Source organism: Mycobacterium sp. IDUB_1, from assembly GCF_055419625.1.
In genome coordinates, this window is record NZ_JBVAYA010000006.1 from 113,242 (window position 1) to 133,752 (window position 20,511).

General features: G+C 68.1%; 15 protein-coding genes. 7 read left to right on the forward strand and 8 right to left on the reverse strand.

Annotated features, from left to right (window positions below):
- The first annotated feature begins 12 nt into the window (after positions 1–12).
- The 4 genes from ACZYYX_RS26910 to dnaE all read left to right on the forward strand — a co-directional run bounded on the left by ACZYYX_RS26910 (position 13) and on the right by dnaE (position 6,119).
- Positions 13–927 carry an RluA family pseudouridine synthase gene (locus ACZYYX_RS26910; protein WP_463817882.1) on the forward strand — a complete coding sequence of 305 codons (915 nt, stop codon included), beginning with the start codon at positions 13–15 and terminating at the stop codon, positions 925–927.
- The gene (gene rarD / locus ACZYYX_RS26915) at positions 924–1,814 is read left to right on the forward strand and encodes an EamA family transporter RarD (RefSeq protein WP_463817883.1); all 891 of its coding nucleotides are present in this window, start codon (positions 924–926) and stop codon (positions 1,812–1,814) included. Before ACZYYX_RS26910 ends, rarD begins: the two co-directional genes overlap by 4 nt.
- Positions 1,815–1,866: 52 nt before the next feature.
- Complete coding sequence (locus tag ACZYYX_RS26920; RefSeq protein ID WP_463817885.1) at positions 1,867–2,490, forward strand: TetR/AcrR family transcriptional regulator; 624 nt, start codon at positions 1,867–1,869, stop codon at positions 2,488–2,490.
- A gap of 92 nt (positions 2,491–2,582) precedes the next feature.
- Complete coding sequence (gene dnaE, locus ACZYYX_RS26925) at positions 2,583–6,119, forward strand: DNA polymerase III subunit alpha (RefSeq protein ID WP_463817886.1); 3,537 nt, start codon at positions 2,583–2,585, stop codon at positions 6,117–6,119.
- Positions 6,120–6,152: 33 nt separating this feature from the next.
- Here the strand turns inward: dnaE and ACZYYX_RS26930 are convergent, their stop codons facing one another.
- On the reverse strand, positions 6,153–6,383 hold the full coding sequence (locus ACZYYX_RS26930; RefSeq protein ID WP_463817887.1) for a hypothetical protein: 231 nt from the start codon (positions 6,381–6,383) through the stop codon (positions 6,153–6,155).
- A 91-nt stretch (positions 6,384–6,474) separates the two neighbouring features.
- Here ACZYYX_RS26930 and ACZYYX_RS26935 point away from each other — a divergent pair, with 91 nt between their 5' ends.
- Positions 6,475–7,455 (forward strand): GlxA family transcriptional regulator, encoded by a 981-nt coding sequence (locus ACZYYX_RS26935; RefSeq protein ID WP_463817888.1) that lies wholly within the window; start codon positions 6,475–6,477, stop codon positions 7,453–7,455.
- On the opposite strand, the gene ACZYYX_RS26940 is transcribed toward ACZYYX_RS26935, so the two are convergent.
- Genes ACZYYX_RS26940 through ACZYYX_RS26950 form a run of 3 tightly spaced genes read right to left on the reverse strand, consistent with a single transcriptional unit; the run spans position 7,430 to position 9,418 of the window.
- Entirely contained in the window at positions 7,430–7,855 is a 426-nt protein-coding gene (locus tag ACZYYX_RS26940; protein WP_463817890.1) for a cupin domain-containing protein, read from the reverse strand. The genes ACZYYX_RS26935 and ACZYYX_RS26940 overlap by 26 nt on opposite strands.
- Positions 7,852–8,778, reverse strand: a complete 927-nt coding sequence (locus ACZYYX_RS26945) for an NADP-dependent oxidoreductase (protein WP_463817891.1) — start codon at positions 8,776–8,778, stop codon at positions 7,852–7,854. The genes ACZYYX_RS26940 and ACZYYX_RS26945 overlap by 4 nt, the downstream gene beginning before the upstream one ends.
- Before the next feature lie 13 nt (positions 8,779–8,791).
- The gene (locus ACZYYX_RS26950) at positions 8,792–9,418 is read right to left on the reverse strand and encodes an HD domain-containing protein (protein WP_463817892.1); all 627 of its coding nucleotides are present in this window, start codon (positions 9,416–9,418) and stop codon (positions 8,792–8,794) included.
- 164 nt (positions 9,419–9,582) lie between these two features.
- On the opposite strand from ACZYYX_RS26950, the gene ilvA reads away from it, so the two are divergent.
- Positions 9,583–10,872 (forward strand): threonine ammonia-lyase IlvA, encoded by a 1,290-nt coding sequence (ilvA, locus tag ACZYYX_RS26955; RefSeq protein WP_463817893.1) that lies wholly within the window; start codon positions 9,583–9,585, stop codon positions 10,870–10,872.
- Here ilvA and treZ read toward each other — a convergent pair.
- Genes treZ through ACZYYX_RS26975 form a run of 4 tightly spaced genes read right to left on the reverse strand, consistent with a single transcriptional unit; the run spans position 10,860 to position 19,168 of the window.
- Positions 10,860–12,593 (reverse strand): malto-oligosyltrehalose trehalohydrolase, encoded by a 1,734-nt coding sequence (treZ, locus tag ACZYYX_RS26960; RefSeq protein ID WP_463817894.1) that lies wholly within the window; start codon positions 12,591–12,593, stop codon positions 10,860–10,862. The genes ilvA and treZ overlap by 13 nt on opposite strands.
- Positions 12,586–14,880, reverse strand: coding sequence for a malto-oligosyltrehalose synthase (gene treY / locus ACZYYX_RS26965; protein ID WP_463817895.1), 2,295 nt, complete (start codon positions 14,878–14,880; stop codon positions 12,586–12,588). Before treY ends, treZ begins: the two co-directional genes overlap by 8 nt.
- Positions 14,880–17,006 (reverse strand): glycogen debranching protein GlgX, encoded by a 2,127-nt coding sequence (gene glgX / locus ACZYYX_RS26970; RefSeq protein WP_463817896.1) that lies wholly within the window; start codon positions 17,004–17,006, stop codon positions 14,880–14,882. Before glgX ends, treY begins: the two co-directional genes overlap by 1 nt.
- A complete protein-coding gene (locus tag ACZYYX_RS26975) occupies positions 17,003–19,168 on the reverse strand; it encodes an acyltransferase family protein (protein WP_463817897.1) in 2,166 nt (721 codons plus the stop codon). Before ACZYYX_RS26975 ends, glgX begins: the two co-directional genes overlap by 4 nt.
- A 32-nt stretch (positions 19,169–19,200) precedes the next feature.
- Between ACZYYX_RS26975 and ACZYYX_RS26980 the strand changes: the two genes are divergently transcribed.
- A complete protein-coding gene (locus ACZYYX_RS26980) occupies positions 19,201–20,493 on the forward strand; it encodes an adenosylmethionine--8-amino-7-oxononanoate transaminase (protein ID WP_463817898.1) in 1,293 nt (430 codons plus the stop codon).
- Positions 20,494–20,511: the final 18 nt, after the last annotated feature.

The following is a 20,511-nucleotide window of genomic DNA, read 5'->3' on the forward strand; positions in this document are numbered from 1 at the left end:
ACCACACGCTCGATGCCGGTGCCGGAAGGCCTCGCGGGGATGCGTGTCGACGCGGGCCTCGCGCGGCTGCTGGGGCTGTCCCGGACGGCGGCTGCGACGCTGGCCGAAGAGGGCGGGGTGGAACTCGACGGCGCGCCCGCGGGAAAGTCCGACAAGCTCGTCGCCGGTGCGTGGCTCGAGGTGCGGCTGCCGGAGGCGCCCGCGCCCGTCGAGAACGTGCCGCAGGACATCGAGGGGATGGCGATCCTCTACTCCGATGACGACATCGTCGCCGTCGACAAGCCCCCCGGTGTGGCCGCGCACGCCACCGTCGGTTGGCACGGCCCCACGGTGCTCGGGGGATTGGCGGCCGCCGGATTCCGGATCAGCACCTCGGGCATCCACGAACGCCAGGGCATCGTGCACCGGCTCGACGTCGGCACGTCCGGGGTGATGGTGGTCGCGCTGTCCGAGCGCGCCTACACGGTGCTCAAGCGCGCGTTCAAGCAGCGCACCGTGGACAAGCGCTACCACGCGCTGGTACAGGGCCACCCCGATCCGTCCAGCGGCACGATCGATGCCCCGATCGGGCGGCACCGCGGTCACGACTGGAAGTTCGCGGTCGTCGAGGGTGGCCGCAACAGCGTCACCCACTACGACACGCTGGAAGCCCACCAGGCGGCCAGCCTGCTCGACATCCACCTCGAAACGGGCCGCACGCACCAGATCCGGGTGCACTTCGCGGCACTGCACCACCCGTGCTGCGGCGATCTGACCTACGGGGCCGACCCGACGCTGGCCGCCCGGCTCGGGCTGACCCGGCAGTGGCTGCACGCGCGCTCGCTGGCCTTCGCTCACCCGGCCGACGGCCGCCAGATCGAGATCACCAGCCCGTACCCCGCGGATCTGCAACACGCACTGGACGTCCTGCGCGGTTCCGGACGGTGAGATCGGGCCTGCTGTTCGGTGCCGGCGCCTACGGCATGTGGGGAGTGTTCCCCGCGTTCTTCCCGCTCCTCAAACCGGCCGGGGCGGTGGAGGTCCTCGCGCACCGCATCATCTGGAGCTTCCTGCTGATGGTGGTCGTGGTCGGCGCCGTGCGCCGGCTCGGCGATCTCCGGCAGATCACCGGTCGCGTGTGGCTGCTTCTGACCGCCGCGGCCGCGCTGATCTCGATGAACTGGCTGATCTACGTCTACGCGGTCAACAACGGTCACGTCGTTGACGCAGCACTCGGCTACTTCATCAACCCGCTGGTGTCGATCGCGCTGGGGATGATCATCTTCCGGGAACGTCTGAACCGCTGGCAGACGGGTGCATTGGCGATCGCGGTGGGTGCGGTCGTGGTGCTGACCGTCGAGGTCGGCTCCCCGCCGCTGGTGGGGCTCGGTCTCGCTGCGTCGTTCGGCCTCTACGGCGCGGTGAAGAAGCTCGTGCCGACCGATCCGCGCGTGAGCGTCGGCGTGGAGGCCGGCCTGGCGACGCCGTTCGCGATCGCGTACGTGGTGGTGCTGACGCTCACCGGCCACGCGACTTTCGGAAATCACGGAGCGTCGCACGCGCTGCTGTTGATGCTGTCGGGGCTGCTGACCGCCCTGCCGCTGCTGCTGTTCGCCGCCGCCGCGCAACGACTGCCGATGGTGACATTGGGGCTGCTGTTCTATCTGACCCCGGCGATGCAACTGTCCTGGGGCGTGCTCGTCGGCCACGAACCGATGCCCCCGGCCCGCTGGTTGGGCTTCGCCTTGATCTGGGTGGCGCTCGCGGTGTTCACGATCGACGCGGTGCGGCGCGCCCGCGCCGATCGGCGTGCCTCGGAGCCGTCCGCGGCCTAGTTTTGCCAATTTGCTGATTGACCGCTCGGTAGCAATGCCATAACGTTTGCTCGTGGAATGCGCGACGGGCACGAGGGGCCGCGGCCGCCCCGTGGGCGCGGACTCCGAGCGGACCCGGCAGACGATCCTTCGCGCCGCCCGGGACGTGATCGCCGAGTGCGGGTATCCCGCGGCGACGTTTCAGCAGATTGCGATGCGAGCCGGGGTCAGCAGACCGACGCTGCACTACTACTTCGACGCTCGCGATCAGATCTACGAGACGCTGGTCACGGCGGTGTTCGCGCAGATCACCGCCTTTGTCGCGGAGGCGCGCCGGCAGTCGGGTCCGCGCAGCCAGCTCGTCGCGTTCACCCAGGCGGTCGAGCGTGTGTGCGACGAGGACCCGAGCGCGCTGCGGTTTCTGGTGACGGTGCAGGTCGAACAGCGCAGAGGCGTGCACTGCAGCCCGACCGCGGGGGCGGTCGTCGCCGCCCTTCACGAGTTCTACAGCTCACTGGCCGATGCCGCGCCGGCCGCGGATCGGGACGGGCTGGCAGAGCTGCTGGCGTCGGTGTTCTGGGGGGTCGCGTTCCACGCCGGTTTCGTGGTGCGTGGCGGTGCGGCATCTGTCGTTGCCAGGCAACTGCTTGCCGTCTTCGATGACCAATTGCTGACGTCACAGGGCGGCGTTCGCTGATCGACGTGTCGAGACGTGCCCGCGACACGCACGCGGACACGCCAAGAGACACGCCGAACGGTGTCGGTGCACGGTCATAGACTGGCCTGCCTATGAGCGGGTCATTCGTGCATCTCCACAACCACACCGAGTACTCGATGCTCGACGGGGCCGCGAAGGTCAAACCGATGCTCGCGGAGGCCCAGCGCCTCGAGATGCCCGCGATCGGCATGACCGACCACGGAAACATGTTCGGCGCCAGCGAGTTCTACAACGCGGCGACCGACGCCGGCATCAAGCCGATCATCGGCATCGAGGCCTACATCGCGCCCGCGTCTCGCTTCGACACCAAGCGTGTGCTGTGGGGCGATCCCAGCCAGAAGAGCGACGACGTCTCGGGCAGCGGCTCCTACACGCACATGACGATGGTCGCGGAGAACGCGACGGGTCTGCGCAACCTGTTCACACTGTCGTCGTTGGCCTCGTTCGAGGGCCAGCTCGGCAAGTGGTCGCGCATGGACGCCGAGATCATCGCCGAACACGCCGAAGGCATCATCGCCACCACCGGCTGCCCCTCGGGTGAGGTGCAGACGCGACTTCGCCTGGGCCACACCCAGGAGGCGATCGAGGCGGCCGCCAAATGGCAGGACATCTTCGGTAAGGAGAACTTCTTCCTCGAGCTGATGGACCACGGTCTGGACATCGAGCGACGGGTGCGCGAAGGCCTGCTGGAGGTCGGTAGGAAGCTCGACATCCGGCCGCTGGCGACCAACGACTGCCACTACGTCACTCGCGACGCCTCCCAGAACCACGAGGCGCTGCTCTGCATCCAGACCGGCAAGACCCTGTCGGATCCCACGCGGTTCAAGTTCGACGGCGATGGCTACTACCTGAAGTCCGCGGCCGAGATGCGCGCGCTGTGGGACGACCAGGTGCCGGGCGCCTGCGATTCGACACTCCTGATCGCCGAGCGGGTTCAGCCCTACACCGAGGTGTGGGCGCCCAAGGACCGGATGCCGGTGTTCCCGGTGCCCGAGGGTCACGACCAGGGGTCCTGGCTCACCCATGAGGTGATGACCGGTTTGGCGGAGCGGCGGTTCCCCGGCGAGCCGGTTCCGCAGGAGTACCTCGATCGCGCCCAGTACGAGATCAAGGTCATCTGCGACAAGGGATTCCCGGCGTACTTCCTCATCGTCGCCGATCTCATCAACTACGCCCGCTCCGTGGGCATCCGGGTCGGCCCGGGTCGCGGGTCGGCCGCGGGCTCGCTGGTGGCCTACGCGATGGGCATCACGAACATCGACCCCATTCCGCACGGCCTGCTGTTCGAACGGTTCCTCAACCCCGAACGCCCGTCGGCCCCCGACATCGACATCGACTTCGACGACCGTCGGCGGGGCGAGATGCTGCGCTACGCAGCGAACAAGTGGGGCAGCGACCGGGTTGCCCAGGTCATCACTTTCGGAACGATCAAAACCAAAGCGGCGCTCAAAGATTCGGCGCGCGTGCACTACGGGCAGCCCGGCTTCGCGATCGCCGATCGGATCACCAAGGCGCTGCCGCCGCCGATCATGGCCAAGGACATCCCGGTCTCGGGTATCACGGATCCAACCCACGAGCGGTACAAAGAGGCCGCCGAAGTCCGCGCGCTCATCGACACCGATCCCGACGTCCGGACGATCTACGAGACGGCGCGTGGGTTGGAGGGTCTGGTCCGCAACGCCGGCGTTCACGCGTGCGCGGTGATCATGAGCTCCGAGCCGTTGATGGAGGCGATCCCGCTGTGGAAGCGCCCGCAGGACGGTGCGGTGATCACCGGCTGGGATTACCCGTCGTGTGAGGCCATCGGCCTGCTGAAGATGGACTTCCTCGGGCTGCGCAACCTCACGATCATCGGCGACTGCATCGAGAACATCAAGGCCAACCGGGGCGAAGACGTCGACCTCGAATCGCTGGCGCTCGACGATCCGTTGGCCTACGAATTGCTGGGCCGCGGAGACACTCTCGGGGTTTTCCAGCTCGACGGCGGGCCGATGCGTGACCTGCTGCGCCGCATGCAGCCCACCGAGTTCAACGACATCGTGGCCGTGCTCGCGCTGTACCGGCCCGGCCCGATGGGCATGAACGCCCACAACGACTACGCCGACCGAAAGAACGGCCGCCAGGCGATCAAGCCGATCCACCCTGAACTCGAGGAACCGCTGAAGGAGATCCTGGCCGAGACGTACGGCCTGATCGTCTACCAAGAGCAGATCATGTTCATCGCGCAGAAGGTCGCCGGTTACTCGATGGGCAAGGCCGATGCGCTCCGCAAGGCCATGGGCAAGAAGAAGCTGGAGGTCCTCGAAGCCGAGTACAAGGGCTTCCTGGAGGGGATGACGGCCAACGGGTTCTCCGCCGCCGCGGTGAAAGCGTTGTGGGACACCATCCTTCCGTTCGCCGGATACGCGTTCAACAAGTCGCACGCCGCCGGCTACGGGCTGGTGTCGTACTGGACGGCCTACCTCAAGGCGAACTATCCCGCCGAGTACATGGCAGGTCTGCTCACCTCGGTCGGCGACGACAAGGACAAGGCCGCGGTCTACCTGGCCGACTGCCGCCGCCTCGGCATCACGGTGCTGCCGCCGGATGTCAACGAGTCGGTGCAGAACTTCGCCTCGGTGGGCGACGACATCCGCTTCGGGCTCGGTGCGGTGCGCAATGTGGGCGCCAATGTCGTTGCCTCACTGGTGAAGACGCGTGCCGAGCGGGGCAAGTACGCCGATTTCTCGGACTACCTCAACAAGATCGACATCACGGCCTGCAACAAGAAGGTGACGGAGTCACTGATCAAGGCCGGGGCCTTCGACTCACTGGGGCACCCGCGCAAGGGTCTGTTCCTCGTGCACACCGACGCGGTCGACTCGGTGCTCGGCACCAAGAAGGCCGAGGCAATGGGGCAGTTCGACCTGTTCGGGGGCGGTGATTCGGAAACGGAGTCGGTGTTCACGATCAAGGTGCCCGAAGAGGAGTGGGAGGACAAACACAAGCTCGCGCTCGAACGCGAGATGCTGGGCCTCTATGTGTCCGGGCATCCGCTCAACGGCATCGCGCACCTGTTGGCGGCACAGGTCGACACCCAGATCCCGGCGATCTTGGAGGGCGATATCGCCCACGACACCCAGGTCCGCGTCGGCGGCATCCTGGCCTCGGTCAACCGCCGGGTGAACAAGAACGGTCTGCCGTGGGCGTCGGCACAGATCGAAGACCTCTCCGGCGGTATCGAGGTGCTGTTCTTCCCGCAGACGTACTCGATGTTCGGCGCGGAGATCGCCGACGACGTGGTGGTGTTGATCGGCGCCAAGGTGGCCAAGCGCGATGACAGGATCTCGCTGATCGCCAACGAGCTGATCGTGCCGGATTTCTCCAGTGCGCAGGCCAATCGGCCGGTCGCGGTGAGCTTGCCGACGCGGCAGTGCACCGTCGACAAGGTCAGTGCGCTCAAGCAGGTCCTGGCACGCCACCCGGGGACCGCCCAGGTTCATCTGCGGCTGATCAGCGGCGAGCGGATCACCACGCTGGAACTCGATCAGTCCCTGCGGGTGACACCGTCGTCGGCGCTGATGGGGGACCTCAAGGAGCTGCTCGGACCGGGGTGCCTCGGGGGGTGAGTCCCGCCCGGCGGCTGGTGCGCGGGAGGGCGGTCAGCTGTTCGACGGGTGCAGCAGCCCCGCGCCGAGCCACACCACGGTGGCGGCACCGGCGCCGCTGAGCACGGCGGCTGCGGCTGTCGTGGTCACTACGGCCACGGCGGCGAAGACGATCACTCCGACCAGCAGCGCCACCACTTTGTAGGTGGGCCACGGGACGCCGGCGATCGCGACCGTGCCCGCGGGGCGGTTCACGGCGTTGCCGAAATCCTGCGCGGTGGTCATGCGTTCCACGATAACCCTCAGATGTGATTTCGGCTAGCCGAAACTCTGGTGTCGTGTGTCCGGGGCGTGACGAGCCGCCGATAATCAGGCGATGGCCGCGCGCACTGTCGCGATCCTCGTCTACGACGGCGTCAGTCTCCTCGACGTCGCCGGGCCGGGCGAGGTCTTCACCGAGGCGACCCGCCTCGGCGCACCGTACGACCTGACTCTGGTCTCGCCCGACGGCGCAGGCGTCACCTCCAACCAGGGTTTTCGGGTGGCTGTTGACGGGTCGGTCTCCGATGTACAGGCACCCGACATCTATCTGGTTCCCGGGTCTGACCGTTATCCGAGCGCCGGCGTGCCCGCCGAGCTGGCCGATGCGGTCCGGCAACCGGCTGCCGGGGCGCGCCGCATCGTGTCCATCTGCACCGGCGCCTTCCTGCTGGCCGCGGCCGGACTGCTCGACGGAACACGTGCGACCACGCACTGGAAGGCCGCCCGCAAGCTTGCGGAGCAGTGTCCGACGTGCCAGGTGGAGCCCGACGCGATCTACGTCCGCGACGGCCGCATCTACACCTCTGCGGGCGTGACCGCGGGCATCGACCTGGCGCTGGCGCTCCTCGAGGAGGATCACGGCGCAGACCTCACGCGCGAGGTGGCCCGGTTGTTGGTGGTCTACATGCAGCGCTCGGGTGGGCAGTCGCAGTTCTCCGCGCCGCTACAGGTGCCGCCCCCGCAGTCGCCTGCGCTGCGCACGGTCACCGACCTCGTCACCGAGAACCCATCCGGCGACCATTCGCTGCACGCACTCGCCGACCACCTCCACGTCAGCACCCGGCATCTGACCCGGCTGTTCCGGGAGGAGCTGTCCACCACGCCCGCGCGTTATGTGGAGTGCATCCGCTTCGACCTCGCCAGGGCGCTGTTGGACCGCGGCCATACTGCGACCCAGGCAGCGGCAGGCGCCGGATTCCCGAGCTACGAGAGCATGCGCCGTGTCTTCGCGCGGGAGCTGGGTCTGAGCCCGACGGCCTACCGGCGCCGGTTCGGCACCGCGCAGCGGGTCAGTGGCCTGGGTCGTCGGTCTTGAGCGCGGCTCCCGAGGGGGCGACGAAGACCACCAGCAAGCTCGCATCGTCGACGGCGCTGACGTTCTCGGTCAGGACGTGGTGCGCTCCCGGCGGCTCCGACCAACTCTCGCCGCGAGCGAACACCCGGGGTGGCTGGCCGTCGAGTTGGCTGCGCACCGACCCGTCGAGGACGTAGGCGTAGACGAACGCGTCGCCGTGGCGATGGGGCACGGCGCGCGCCGCCGGGGGAAAGCTGACCAGCATGGACGTGAGTACCCGGCCCGGCACGTCGGGCAGCGGCGCGGAGTACAGCGTCGTGACGGTCTCATGGACGGGGTCGGCGTGGGCGACGGGGAACGGCCCGACGACGACCGCTCCTGCGGTCATCACGGTCGCGGCGGCCGCGGCCAGCCGCATCATGACCGGCCCTCGTCTGTGGAGCGGACCGCGATGATCGTCTTCCCGGGAGCGCGACGCGGTCCGGTGAGCGCGTCGGCGGCCTCAGTCAGCGGCCGGATTTCGCCGACGAGAGGTCGCAGATGTCCCGTACGCACCCGCGTGGCCAGTTCGGTGAGCTGAGCGCGGTCCGGTTCGACGACGAAGAACACCGTCCGGACGCCGTCGGGCGCGGCCGAGATCGGTTCCGCGATCGACACCAGCGAACCCCCGGGGCGCAGCAGCGCTCCCGATCTCGCTGCGATCTCGCCGCCGAACACGTCGAGGACCATGTCCGCCGGACCGAGGGTGTCCCACGGGCCGGTGTCGAGGGCGGCGAACTCACCCGCACCCAGCCCCAGCACGACGTCGCGGTCGCGGTCGTGGCCGGTGCCGATCACGCGGGCGCCTGCCTCTCGGGCGAGCTGCACGGCGATCGATCCGACCCCGCCGGCCGCGCCGTGGATCACCACGGTCTGTCCGGACTCGATCCGCCCGTGGACGAACAACGCCTGCCAGGCCGTCAGCCCGGACACGGGCAGAGCCGCGGCCACGGTGTGGTCGATGTCGGCGGGCAGGGGGGCGAGGTTGCGTGCCTCGACCGCCACGTACTCGGCCAGCGTTCCGTCACGGGTCCAGTCGGTGAGCCCGAACACCCGCTGCCCGACGGACAGTCCTGTTGTGCCGTAGCCCAGCTCGGCGACGAGCCCGGACACCTCGTGGCCGGGAACCGACGGTGCGCGATCGCGCCCCGCGCGGTCGGTCCACGTGGCCGGCCAGTTCAGCTCACCTGGCGTGAACCCGGCGGCGTGCACAGCCACCACGACGTCGTTCTCCGCGGCGTGCGGGTGGGGCAGCGTCGTGAGGGCGAGGCCGCCATTCCGATCGGTTGCTGTCAGCGCGTGCATCTGCGTTCCCCTATCAGCTCGGCCAGCCGGCGCCCAGCACACGGTCGACCATCGTGACGCGCTGGAAGTCGGGCAGGAAGTGTTGCAGGACATCGGAATTCACGGTGCCATTGGTCGTCTCGGGGCGATGCTTGATCCCGTCGAAGTAGGCGCTGAGGAATTCGTTCTTGAAGTCGCCGCGCGGATGATCTGCGAGCACGTGATCGATCTCTGCGGCGTCGAGGCGGTCCAACCCGGCACCGATCACGTCGGTCAGCACGCCGAGGTGGGTGGCGGCGATCTCGGGCCCCATCCGGTCAGGGATTCCTGGTGTGGTGTGCAGCGCGATGGCTGTCCACACCGTGTCGGCCTGGGCTGGGGTGAAACCGTGGTCGCTCAGGAATGCGCGGGCATGGTCGGCGCTGTCGACCTCGAAGCGTTGCTCGTGGTCGGAGTACGGCGTGGCCAGCCCGGTGTCGTGGAACAGCGCGGCCAGGTAGAGCAGCTCGGGATCGGGGTGCAGATCCAGCAGTCGGGCGTGCATCAGGCCGAAGAAGTAGACGCGGCGGGAGTGGTGGTAGATCAGCGGGCTGGTGATGTCGCGGACCAGGCGCGTCGCCAGGGCGACGGCGGGGGAGTCGGGAACGGTGAGCGCAGTCATGGCGGGTGCCTTTCTCCGGTGTTTCGGTAGCTCCATGCTCGTTCTCCCCGACCCGTCGGCGCCGCCTTCTTCCGGCCGGGAATCCCTCGAATGTGGACGTCGCGGTCGAGGTGCGAAACCCCTGCATTTCCGCTGCGGGAGGGTCCGGTGGCACCATGGTCGGCGTGTCCACCGAGCTGAGTCAGAGCCCCCGAATCGATCCCGCCTCGCCGTTGCGCGCCGCGGACATCGACGAGGCCGCTCGGCGAATTTCGGGTGTGGTGTCGCAGACCCCGCTGCAGTTCAGCGACCGGCTCTCGGCACTGACCGGCGCGCAGGTGTACCTGAAGCGCGAAGATCTGCAGGCGGTGCGTTCCTACAAGCTGCGGGGCGCCTACAACCTGCTGATGCAGCTGACCCCGGAGGAGAAGGCCGCCGGCGTGGTGTGTTCGTCGGCTGGCAACCATGCGCAGGGGTTCGCACTGGCCTGCCGCTCGATGGGTGTGCACGGCCGCGTGTACGTGCCGGCGAAGACGCCGAAGCAGAAGCGCAACCGGATCCGCTATCACGGTGGTGAGTTCATCGAGCTCATCGTCGGCGGCAAGACCTACGACATGGCCGCCCAGGCCGCCCTCGACGACGTTGCCCGTACCGGCGCGACGTTGGTGCCCCCGTACGACGACCTGCGCACGATGGCCGGGCAGGGCACCATCGCCGTCGAGATCCTCGACCAGTTGGGCGCGGAGCCCGACCTGGTGATCGTCCCGGTGGGTGGCGGCGGCTGCATCAGCGGCGTGACTACCTACCTGGCCGAGCGCACCACGACGACGGCCATGTTGGGGGTGGAGCCGGCCGGTGCCGCGGCGCTGGTCGCTGCGCTGGCCAGTGGGGAGCCGGTCACGCTGACCGACGTCGACCAGTTCGTCGACGGCGCCGCGGTGGCCCGCGTCGGCGCGCTGCCGTTCGCGGCGCTGTCGGCGGCGGGGGACATGGTGTCGATCACAACGGTCGACGAGGGCGCGGTGTGCACCGCGATGCTGGACCTCTACCAGAACGAGGGCATCATCGCCGAGCCCGCCGGCGCGCTGTCGGTGGCGGCGCTTCTGGAGGCTGACATCGAGCCCGGCTCGACGGTCGTGTGTCTGATCTCGGGCGGCAACAACGACGTGTCCCGCTACGGCGAGGTGCTCGAGCGGTCGCTTGTGCATCTGGGGCTCAAGCACTACTTCCTGGTCGATTTCCCGCAGGAGCCGGGCGCGCTGCGCCGCTTCCTCGACGACGTGCTGGGCCCGAACGACGACATCACGCTGTTCGAGTACGTCAAGCGCAACAACCGGGAGACCGGGGAAGCGCTGGTCGGCATCGAGATGGGTTCGGCAGCGGACCTCGAGGGGCTGCTCGAGCGGATGAGAGCCTCGGAGTGCCACGTCGAGCTGCTCGAGCCCGACTCGCCGACCTACCGCTACCTCACCTGACGCAGCACCGCGACGGAGTGCCCGCCCATACGGGTCGACTGCTCACCGACTTCCGGTGTGCCCCAAGTCAACACCGTATCGCCGGTGACCGGCACGTCGACGTCGTCTTCGCCGAGGGTGCAGACGACGGCGATGCTGCCCCGGTGCATGACGAACCAGCGCGCGTCCTCGTCGTAGTCGATCCGTAGGTGATCGAGCCACGGGTCGGCGAGGTCGGGTTCGGACCTGCGCAGCGCGATCAGGCTCTGGTAGAACGCACGCAGCCGACCGTGGTCACCGTCGTCGACCTCGTCCCACTTCAGCTTGGACCGTTCGAACGTCGCCGGGTCTTGGGGATCGGGGATCTCGTCGGCGTCCCACCCGTGATCGGCGAATTCCTTCTTGCGGCCCTCTGCGGTCGCCCGCGCCAGGTCGGGTTCGGGGTGGCTGCTGAAGAACTGGAACGGTGACGATGACGCCCATTCTTCACCCATGAAAAGCATTGCAGTGTAGGGCGATCCGAGCGCCAGCGCGGCCTTGACGGCCAGCTGGCCGGTGGTCAGGTTCTGCGAGGGCCGGTCTCCGATGGCCCTGTTGCCCACCTGGTCGTGGGTGAGCGTGTAGGCCAGCAGCCGGGTCGCCGGGATCGTGGCCGTGTCGAGCGGCCTGCCGTGGCGGCGCTGACGGAACGACGAGAACGTGCCGGCGTGGAAATAGCCGTGTCGCAGTGTCTGCGCGAGTGTCTCGAGCGTGCCGAAATCGCCGTAGTACCCCTGCCGCTCACCGGACACCGCGGTGTGGATCGCGTGGTGGATGTCGTCGTCCCACTGCGCGGTCATGCCCAGGCCGCCGTGGTCGCGCGGGGTGATCAGCCTCGGGTCGTTGAGGTCGCTCTCGGCGACCAGCGAGAGCGGGCGGCCGAGATCGGCTGCCAGAGTATCGGTCTCGGCGGACATCTCCTCGAGGATGTGAATCGCGGTGGTGTCGACGAGGGCGTGTACGGCATCGAGGCGCAGACCGTCGGCGTGGAAGTCGCGCATCCAGCGCAGTGCGCAGTCGAGGATGTAGCGGCGCACCTGATCGGCACCGGCATCGCCGATGTTGATGGACTCGCCCCAAGGATTGGACCCCGACGACAGATACGGGCCGAACTCGGGCAGGTAGTTGCCCGACGGGCCGAGGTGGTTGAACACGGCGTCGATGAGTACGCCGAGGCCACGCTGGTGGCAGGCGTCGACGAAGCGGATCAGCGCGTCAGGGCCGCCGTACGGCTCGTGCACGGCATACCAGAGCACCCCGTCATAGCCCCAGCCGTGGGTACCGCCGAACGCGTTGACCGGCATGACTTCGACGAAGTCCACGCCGAGGTCGACGAGGTAGTCGAGTTTGTCGATCGCAGCGTCCAGCGTGCCGGCCGGGGTGAAGGTGCCGACGTGCAGCTCGTAGATCACCGCACCCTCGATCGACCGGCCGGCCCACTCGCTGTCGGACCACGCGTCGGCCGCCGGCTGCCACAGCTGTGAGCGTTCGTGCACACCCTCTGGCTGACGCGGTGAGCGGGGGTCGGGCAGCACCTTCGGGTTGTCGTCCAGCACGAACCCGTAGCGTGCATCCGGTGCGGCGTCCAGAGTGGTTGTCCACCAACCGCTGTCAGACCGCTCCATCGCGTGCAGCGTGCCGTCGAGGTCGAGCTGGACCCGGTCGGGCCGCGGCGCCCACACCGCGAACTCGTGCTCAGGCATCGGTACGCACCAGCAGCGCCACCGGCAGGTCACCGAACAGCTCGGCGGCTCCGACCGTGCCGGAGTGCGCGCGTCCGCTCAGCCGGTCGGTCCACGTTCCGTCGGCGAGTGTCACTGTGGTGTCCCCCCATTCGGTGAGCCGTGCGGTCCATCGGCTGACGGCGACCAGGACGTCCTCGCCTCGGCCGAACGCGACGATGTGTGCGGCATTGGTGCCGTCGGCGGGCACCGGGCGATAGCCACCGGCCAGGAACGTCTCGGGGCGTTCCCTGCGCAGTCGCAGTGCCTCGGTCACCACCCGCATCTTCGGATGGTCACCGTCGGTCAGCGCTGCGCGACGGGCCTGGTAGTCGACCGCGCGCCGGTTGTCCGGATCGACGAGGCTGTCTTCCCACAGCTCGGTGCCCTGATAGACGTCGGGAACACCCGGCCCGGTGAGCGCGATCAGCTTCTGGCCCAACGCATCACCGCGGGCATGCTGGTCCAGTCGCGCCACCACCGCGGTCATCTCGGTGGCCACCGGCCCGTCCAGCAGGCTGTCGAGCCACCCGTGCACCGCGGATTCGAAGTCGGTGTCGGGGTCGTTCCACGTCGTGTGCAGCGCCGCTTCGCGGATGGCCTTCTCGGTGTAGGCGTGCAACCGCTGACGCAGCTCGTCGGTGACGGTCCCGTCGACCGGCCAGACACCGAAGATGTTCTGCCACAGGAAGAGCCCGGTCAGGGGATCGGGCGAGGGGGCAGTGCGTTCCCAGCCCTGCACCATCTCCGTCCACAGCGAGGGCACCTGCGAGAGCACGCCGATCCGGGCGCGGACGTCTTCACCGCGTTTGGTGTCGTGGGTGGACAGCGTGGTCATCGCCGACGGCCACAGTGTCGCGCGTGCCTGCGCTCTGGTGTGGAACTCCGCGGCGCTGACGCCGAAGTGCTCGGGCTCGCCGCCGACCTCGTTGAGCGAGACGAGGCGGGCGTCGCGGTAGAACAGGCAGTCCTCCATCGACTTCGCGGTCGCCGCGCCGCACAGCTGCTGCAGCCGCACACCGGCCTCCGAGCCGGGTGCCAGCGCAGCGGTCAGCAGCGTGAGCGGCTCGGCCAGATCGGGTCGCGCCGTTGTGGTCTCGGCGAGCGCGGCCGCCAGGACCAGAGGAAGCGAGAGGTAGTCGGAGCGGTAGACGCCGATGTGGCTGAGCAGTTCGGCGATCGCCGCGGGCAGCAGGTCGTGATCGCGTCCCGTGCCCGCCACCACCGCGCGACGAAGCCGCGCCAATTCGCTGCCCAGCGTGTCGGTCACCGCAGCGACCTTCAGTCGGCGCGCCTCGTCGGGTATTCCGGCGTAGTCGACACCGGCGGAGGAGATCAGCTCGGTCAGCGACTCTTCACCGGTGGGGTCGACGAACACGCCGCCGGCCTCGCGTAGCGCGTCGTACCCGGTGGTTCCTGCGACGGGCAGGCTCGGGTCCAGTGGCTCGTCGACAGCGAGGATCTTCTCGATCACGATCCACGCCTGCGGGCCGGCAAGCTCGCGCAGCCACCCGAGATAGCCTGTGGGATCGGACAATCCGTCCGGATGGTCGATTCGTATACCGTCGACCAGGCCCTCGTCGAACCAGCGCTTCACCTCGGTGTGCGTGGCGTCGAACACCACGCGGTCTTCCTGCCGCAGGCCCGCCAGCGACGTGATGGAGAAGAAGCGGCGGTACCCGCAGATTCCGTGGCGCCAGCCGATCAGCTTGTAGTGCTGCCGGTCGTGCACCTCCGCGCCGGAGGCTCCGTCGTCGGCGGTGCCGGGACTGATCGGATAGACCAGGTCGCCGAGCCGCAACGTGTCGCCGTCGACCGTCAGATTCGCGACGTCGTCGTCGGAGCCCAGCACTGGCAGCACGATCCGGCCGTCGGGGTCCAACGTCCAGTCGATGTCGAAGTACGACGAGTAGGACGAATCGCGGCCGTGGGTGAGCAGGTCCCACCACCACGCGTTCTGGCGGGGTACGTCGACGCCGACGTGGTTGGGCACGATGTCGACGACCACACCGAGGCCCGCCGCGCGCGCCGTCGACACCAGCCGCGAGAACCCCTCAGGCCCACCGAGTTCGGCGGAGATCGTGGTGGGGTCGGTGACGTCGTAGCCGTGCGTCGAGCCCTCGGCGGCGGTCAGGATCGGTGACAGGTACAGGTGGGACACCCCGAGTTCAGCGAGGTAGTCGACCAGCTTCTCGGCGTCGGCGAACGTGAACGCCTCACCGCTGGCCGCGCCGCGCATCTGCAGGCGGTAGGTGGAGAGGACGGCCATCAGGCGGTCTTACGCAGCACGAGCAGCGAACGGGGGGCCAGAGTGATCTTCTCGCCCGCCGCGACGGTCACCTCGGCGGCACCGCGCGGATCGGCGGTGTCGAGGTCGGCCACCCACTCCTTGGCGTAATCGATCTGCGGCGCAACGAAATCCTGTTCTTCGCCGTGGGCGTTGAAGCACAGCAGGAAGGAGTCGTCGACGATCCGCTCACCGCGCGCACCGGGCGCCGGGATCGCCTCGCCGTTGAGGAAGACCGCCACGCACTGGCCGAGGCCGGTCTCCCAGTCGGCGTAGTCCATCTCCTTACCCGACGGGGTCAACCACGCGATGTCGCGGACCTGGTCACCGGTGCGGATCGGCTTGCCCTCGAAGAACCTGCGCCGGCGGAACACGGCGTGCTCCTTGCGGAATTTCACTACTTTGCGGGTGAATTCGAGCAGATCGGCGTTGGTCTCGCACAGCGACCAGTCCATCCACGACAGTTCGGAGTCTTGGCAGTAGACGTTGTTGTTGCCCTGCTGGGTGCGGCCGATCTCGTCGCCGTGGGCGATCATCGGGGTGCCCTGCGAGAGCATCAGCGTGCCCAGGATGTTGCGCATCTGCTGACCGCGCAGGGCAACGATCTCGGGGTCGTCGGTGGGACCTTCGACACCGCAGTTCCACGACCGGTTGTGGCTCTCACCGTCGCGGTTGTCCTCGCCGTTGGCGTCGTTGTGCTTCTCGTTGTAGGACACCAGGTCGTTGAGGGTGAAGCCGTCATGGCAGGTCACGAAGTTGATGCTGGCGCTCGGCCGGCGGCCGGTCGCCTCGTAGAGATCGGACGACCCGGTCAGTCGGGACGCAAATTCACCCAGGGTTGCGGGCTCGCCCCGCCAGTAATCGCGCACAGTGTCGCGATACTTCCCATTCCATTCGGTCCACAAACCTGGGAAATTGCCGACCTGGTAACCGCCTTCGCCGATGTCCCACGGTTCGGCGATCAGCTTCACCTGGCTGACCACCGGGTCCTGCTGGACCAGGTCGAAGAACGCCGAGAGGCGGTCCACGTCGTAGAACTCGCGGGCCAGTGTGGCGGCCAGATCGAAGCGGAAGCCGTCGACGTGCATCTCCAGCACCCAGTAGCGCAGCGAGTCCATGATCAGCTGCAGCGTGTGGGGGTGGCGGGCGTTGAGGCTGTTGCCGGTGCCGGTGAAGTCCTTGTAGTACCTGCGGTCCTCGTCGAGCAGACGGTAGTAGGCGGCGTTGTCGATGCCGCGGAAGTTCACGGTGGGCCCGAGGTGGTTGCCTTCGGCGGTGTGGTTGTAGACGACGTCGAGGATCACCTCGATACCCGCCTCGTGGAACGAGCGCACCATCGTCTTGAATTCGGAGACGGCGCCGCCGGCGTGCTTGGCCGCCGCGTACTGATGATGTGGGGCGAAGAAGCCGAACGTGTTGTAGCCCCAGTAGTTTCGCAGTCCCAGGTCGAGCAGCCGGTGGTCGTGCATGAACTGGTGCACCGGCATCAACTCGATGGCGGTCACGTTGAGCGACCTGAGGTGGTCGATGATCGCGGGGTGACCCAGCCCGGCGTAGGTGCCGCGCAGTTCCTCGGGAATGCCCGGATGCTGCTGCGTCATGCCCTTGACGTGGGCCTCGTAGATCACCGTCTCGTGATACGGGGTGCGCGGCGCGCGGTCCGAACCCCACTGGAAGAACGGGTTGATCACCACGCTGGTCATCGTGTGGCCCAGCGAGTCGATCCGCGGCGGGACACCTCCGCCGGCCAGATCATCGGCCTCGAGGTCATAGGAGTACAGCGCCTGGGAGAACGCGAAATCGCCGTGGAATGCCTTGCCGTACGGGTCGAGGAGCAGCTTGCTGGCGTCACACCGGTGGCCAGAGGCGGGGTCCCACGGACCGTGCACACGGAACCCGTAGCGCTGCCCCGGGTTGACCCCCGGCAGGTAGGCATGCCACACGTAGCTGTCGACCTCGTCGAGGTCGATGCGCTGCTCGGTGCCGTCCTTGGCGATCAGGCACAGTTCGACCCGCTCGGCGACTTCGGAGAACAGCGAGAAGTTGGTACCGCCGCCGTCGTAAGCGGCACCAAGTGGATAGGGGGTGCCGGGCCAGACGATGGTCATCTGACAGGCCACCATCCGGTGGCGGCGCCGACCTGCCGGCCGAGTTCACCGGTCATGGTCCGCATGTAGGTCGACGAAATGTGGTGAGCGTCGTGATAGATCAACACGTTCCCCTCAACGGCTCGGCAGTAGTCCGGACGACACACCGCATCGCTCATGTCGAGCGGCTTGAGCAATGGGAACTGCGCGAGGTAGTCAAGCGTCGGGTTATGGTCCGACAGTACTTCGGATCGCTCGATTCCGCAGGAGATGGCGTCACCTCCGTCGGCCAGGCAGTCCGACGGGAAGAACGGCTCGCCATCGCGCACCATCCATGGTGTGTCACGCATCGCGAGGATTGGAATCCTGTTGTCGGACAGTTCTTTCCAGATGCCGAGATAGCTGGACGGCATGACGTCACCGGGTTTGATGTTCCACGGCCTGGTCGAGGTGGTGAAGACGAAGTCGGGTTTGTCGGCGATCAGCTTGGCCATCACCCGCTGATTCCACTGGTGGCACTTGGGATAGGGGTCGTTGTTGCCCATCACCAGCGGGACAGCCTCGGTGGTCAGCGGGCAGCCCATCTTCAGGTAGGTGACGACCTTGAAGTGGTGCATCCTGCCGAGCAGGTCGAGCGCGGTGATCCAGTGTTCGGCGTGGGAGCCGCCCGCGAGGGCGATGGTGCGGGTGGCGGCCTTGTCGCCGTAGGTGCAGTTGATGACTCCGACGTTGTCGAAGTCGCTGATGCAGCCGTCGGTGGTCGATTCGGGGATGTCGTTCTTGGCCTCGAGCGCCGTCGGCCGCATCGGCAGCTGGGGTACCCGTACGTGGTCGACCAGCGCGCGGGCACCCGGATAGTCGCGCGGTGAGAGTTCCGAGAGTTCCTTGCCGTTGGCGCGCAGCACCGTCACGTGCTCCCGCCACGTGAACGACGTCGCGGTCAGCGCCACGCCGAGCAGTGCGACGGTCGAGCCCAGCACGATCGTCGGGCGGCGCAAACGGGTGCGCAGCGGCAACCTCGGCGCCTTGGGGCGCGCGGGCTGGCTCCGGCCGCTGCGTAGCGGCTCCTCGACGTAGCGGGTGGTCAACCAGGCCAGCAGCCCCGAGATCAGCAGCACCCCGGCGCCTTCGGCAGCGTTCACCGCCGAGCGCCCGGTGTAGGCCAGGTAGAAGATCAGCAGAGGCCAGTGCCACAGATACAGCGAGTAGGCCATCGCGCCGAGCGCGACGAAGGGGGCGGTGGCCAGCAGCCGGTTCGGTGCGGGCAGGCGGCCGTCGGTGTGCGGGTCGGCGTAGCGGTTGGCGGCCGACAGGATGAACAGCAGCGTGGCGCCCACGGGCACCAGCGCCCACGGGCCGGGGAACTCTTTCACGCCGTCGATCAGCGCACCGCACGCGAGGATCGCGCCCAGACCCACGAGTGCGGCCACGGTGCGCAGCCACATCGGGCAGCGCAGCGATGGCACGATCGCCCCGACGAGCGCGCCGAGCAGCAGCTCCCAGGCCCTGGCAAAGCTGTTGTAGTACGCGGTGGCCTGGTTGGTGTCGTGGGCGATGATCGCGTAGACGAACGATGCGATCGCGCAAGCGCTCAGCAGCACCACGAACGCGGCGCGCATGTGCCGGCCGAAGACCCGACGGAAGAGGACCGCCGAGCCCAGGATCAGCGCCAGGAACGCGATGTAGAACTGGCCCTGCACCGACATCGACCAGATGTGCTGCAGCGGGCTGACGGCCTCGCCGGCGCGCAGGTAGTTCGAGGCGGTGTTGGCCAGCTCCCAGTTCTGGTAGTAGCCGAGGCTGGCGAGGCTCTGGTCGGCGAAGGTCTCCCACCGGGTCTCGGGCTGGATCAGGATCGTCAGCACCGCCGACACGGCGAGCACGACGACGAGTGCGGGCAGCAGCCGGCGGATCAACCGGGTGATCTCGGAGACCGGTCGCGGGGCGGGCCCGGGGGTGAGCACGCCGCGCAGCAGCCGGCCGCCGAAGAAGAATCCCGACAGGACGAGGAAGACGTCGACGCCGCCGGACACCCGCCCGAACCACACATGGAACACCGCGACCAGAGCGATCGCGACACCGCGCAACCCGTCGAGGTCGTGGCGGTAGAACCCGGCGCTCCGCGTCCCCATCTGGGTCACCGGAGCGCTCGCGGCGGGCCGGGCGGAGTCGAGGGTCTTCATGATCGACGGCTAATCTACCGAAGGTGTCTGCGATGACGCCTATCGAGATCAGCGCCGTGGACGCGGCTCACATCTGGCATCCGTACAGCCCGATCGGACCCGATGCGATGGCGCCGGTGGTCGCGACGGGCGCCCGGGGCGTATGGCTCACGCTGGACCGTGGCGGCCGTCCGGTCGAGGTGCTCGACGCGATGGCGTCGTGGTGGACGGCGGTGCACGGTCACGGCCACCCCGCGCTGGACGCCGCGATCACCCGCCAGCTCGCGACCATGAACCACGTCATGTTCGGCGGGCTGACCCACGAGCCGGCGGCCCGGCTGGCGCAGTTGCTGGTCGAGATGAGTCCGGAGGGGCTGGAGACCGTGTTCTTCAGTGATTCCGGCTCGGTGTCGGTGGAGGTCTCGGTCAAGATGGCGCTGCAGTACTGGCGCAGCAGCGGTCGACCCGGCAAGCGCCGGCTGATGACCTGGCGCGGCGGCTATCACGGTGACACGTTCACTCCGATGAGCGTCTGCGATCCGGACGGCGGCATGCACACGCTGTGGACCGGGGCGCATTCCCTGCTCGCCGACCAGGTGTTCGCGCCGGCCGTCCCCGCCGAGTACGAGCCGGCCTACAGCGCGGCCTTCGCCGAACAGCTGGCTTGTCACGCCGACGAGCTCGCCGCGGTGATCGTCGAGCCCGTGGTGCAGGGCGCAGGCGGGATGCGCTTCCACGACCCCCGCTATGTGGCCGACCTGCGTCGCATCTGCGACGAGCACGGTGTGCTGTTGATCTTCGACGAGATCGCCACCGGGTTCGGCCGCACCGGCGCGCTGTTCGCGGCCGACCACGCCGGGGTCAGCCCCGACATCATGTGCGTGGGCAAGGCGCTGACGGGCGGCTACCTGACGCTCGCGGCGACGCTGTGCACCCGCGAGGTCGCCGAGACCATCAGCTCACACCCACCCGGCGCACTGATGCACGGGCCGACGTTCATGGCCAACGCGCTGGCCTGCGCCGTCAGCGTCGCGTCGCTGGAACTGCTGGGCACCGGCGAGTGGCGATCGCAGGTGCAGGGCATCGAGGCGGGCTTGCGGTCCGGGCTGGCACCCGCGGTCGAGCTACCCAACGTGGTCGACGTGCGGGTGCTCGGCGCGATCGGTGTCCTGGAACTCGACCGGGACGTCGATCTGCGCGTCGCGACGCCGGTGGCCGTCGACCACGGGGTGTGGCTGCGTCCGTTCCGCAACCTCGTCTACGTGATGCCCCCCTACATCTGTACCGCCGAAGAGATCGGCCAGATCACCTCGGCGATGATCGCGGTCGCGCGTGCACTAACCTGAACGGTGTTCAATTCGCCC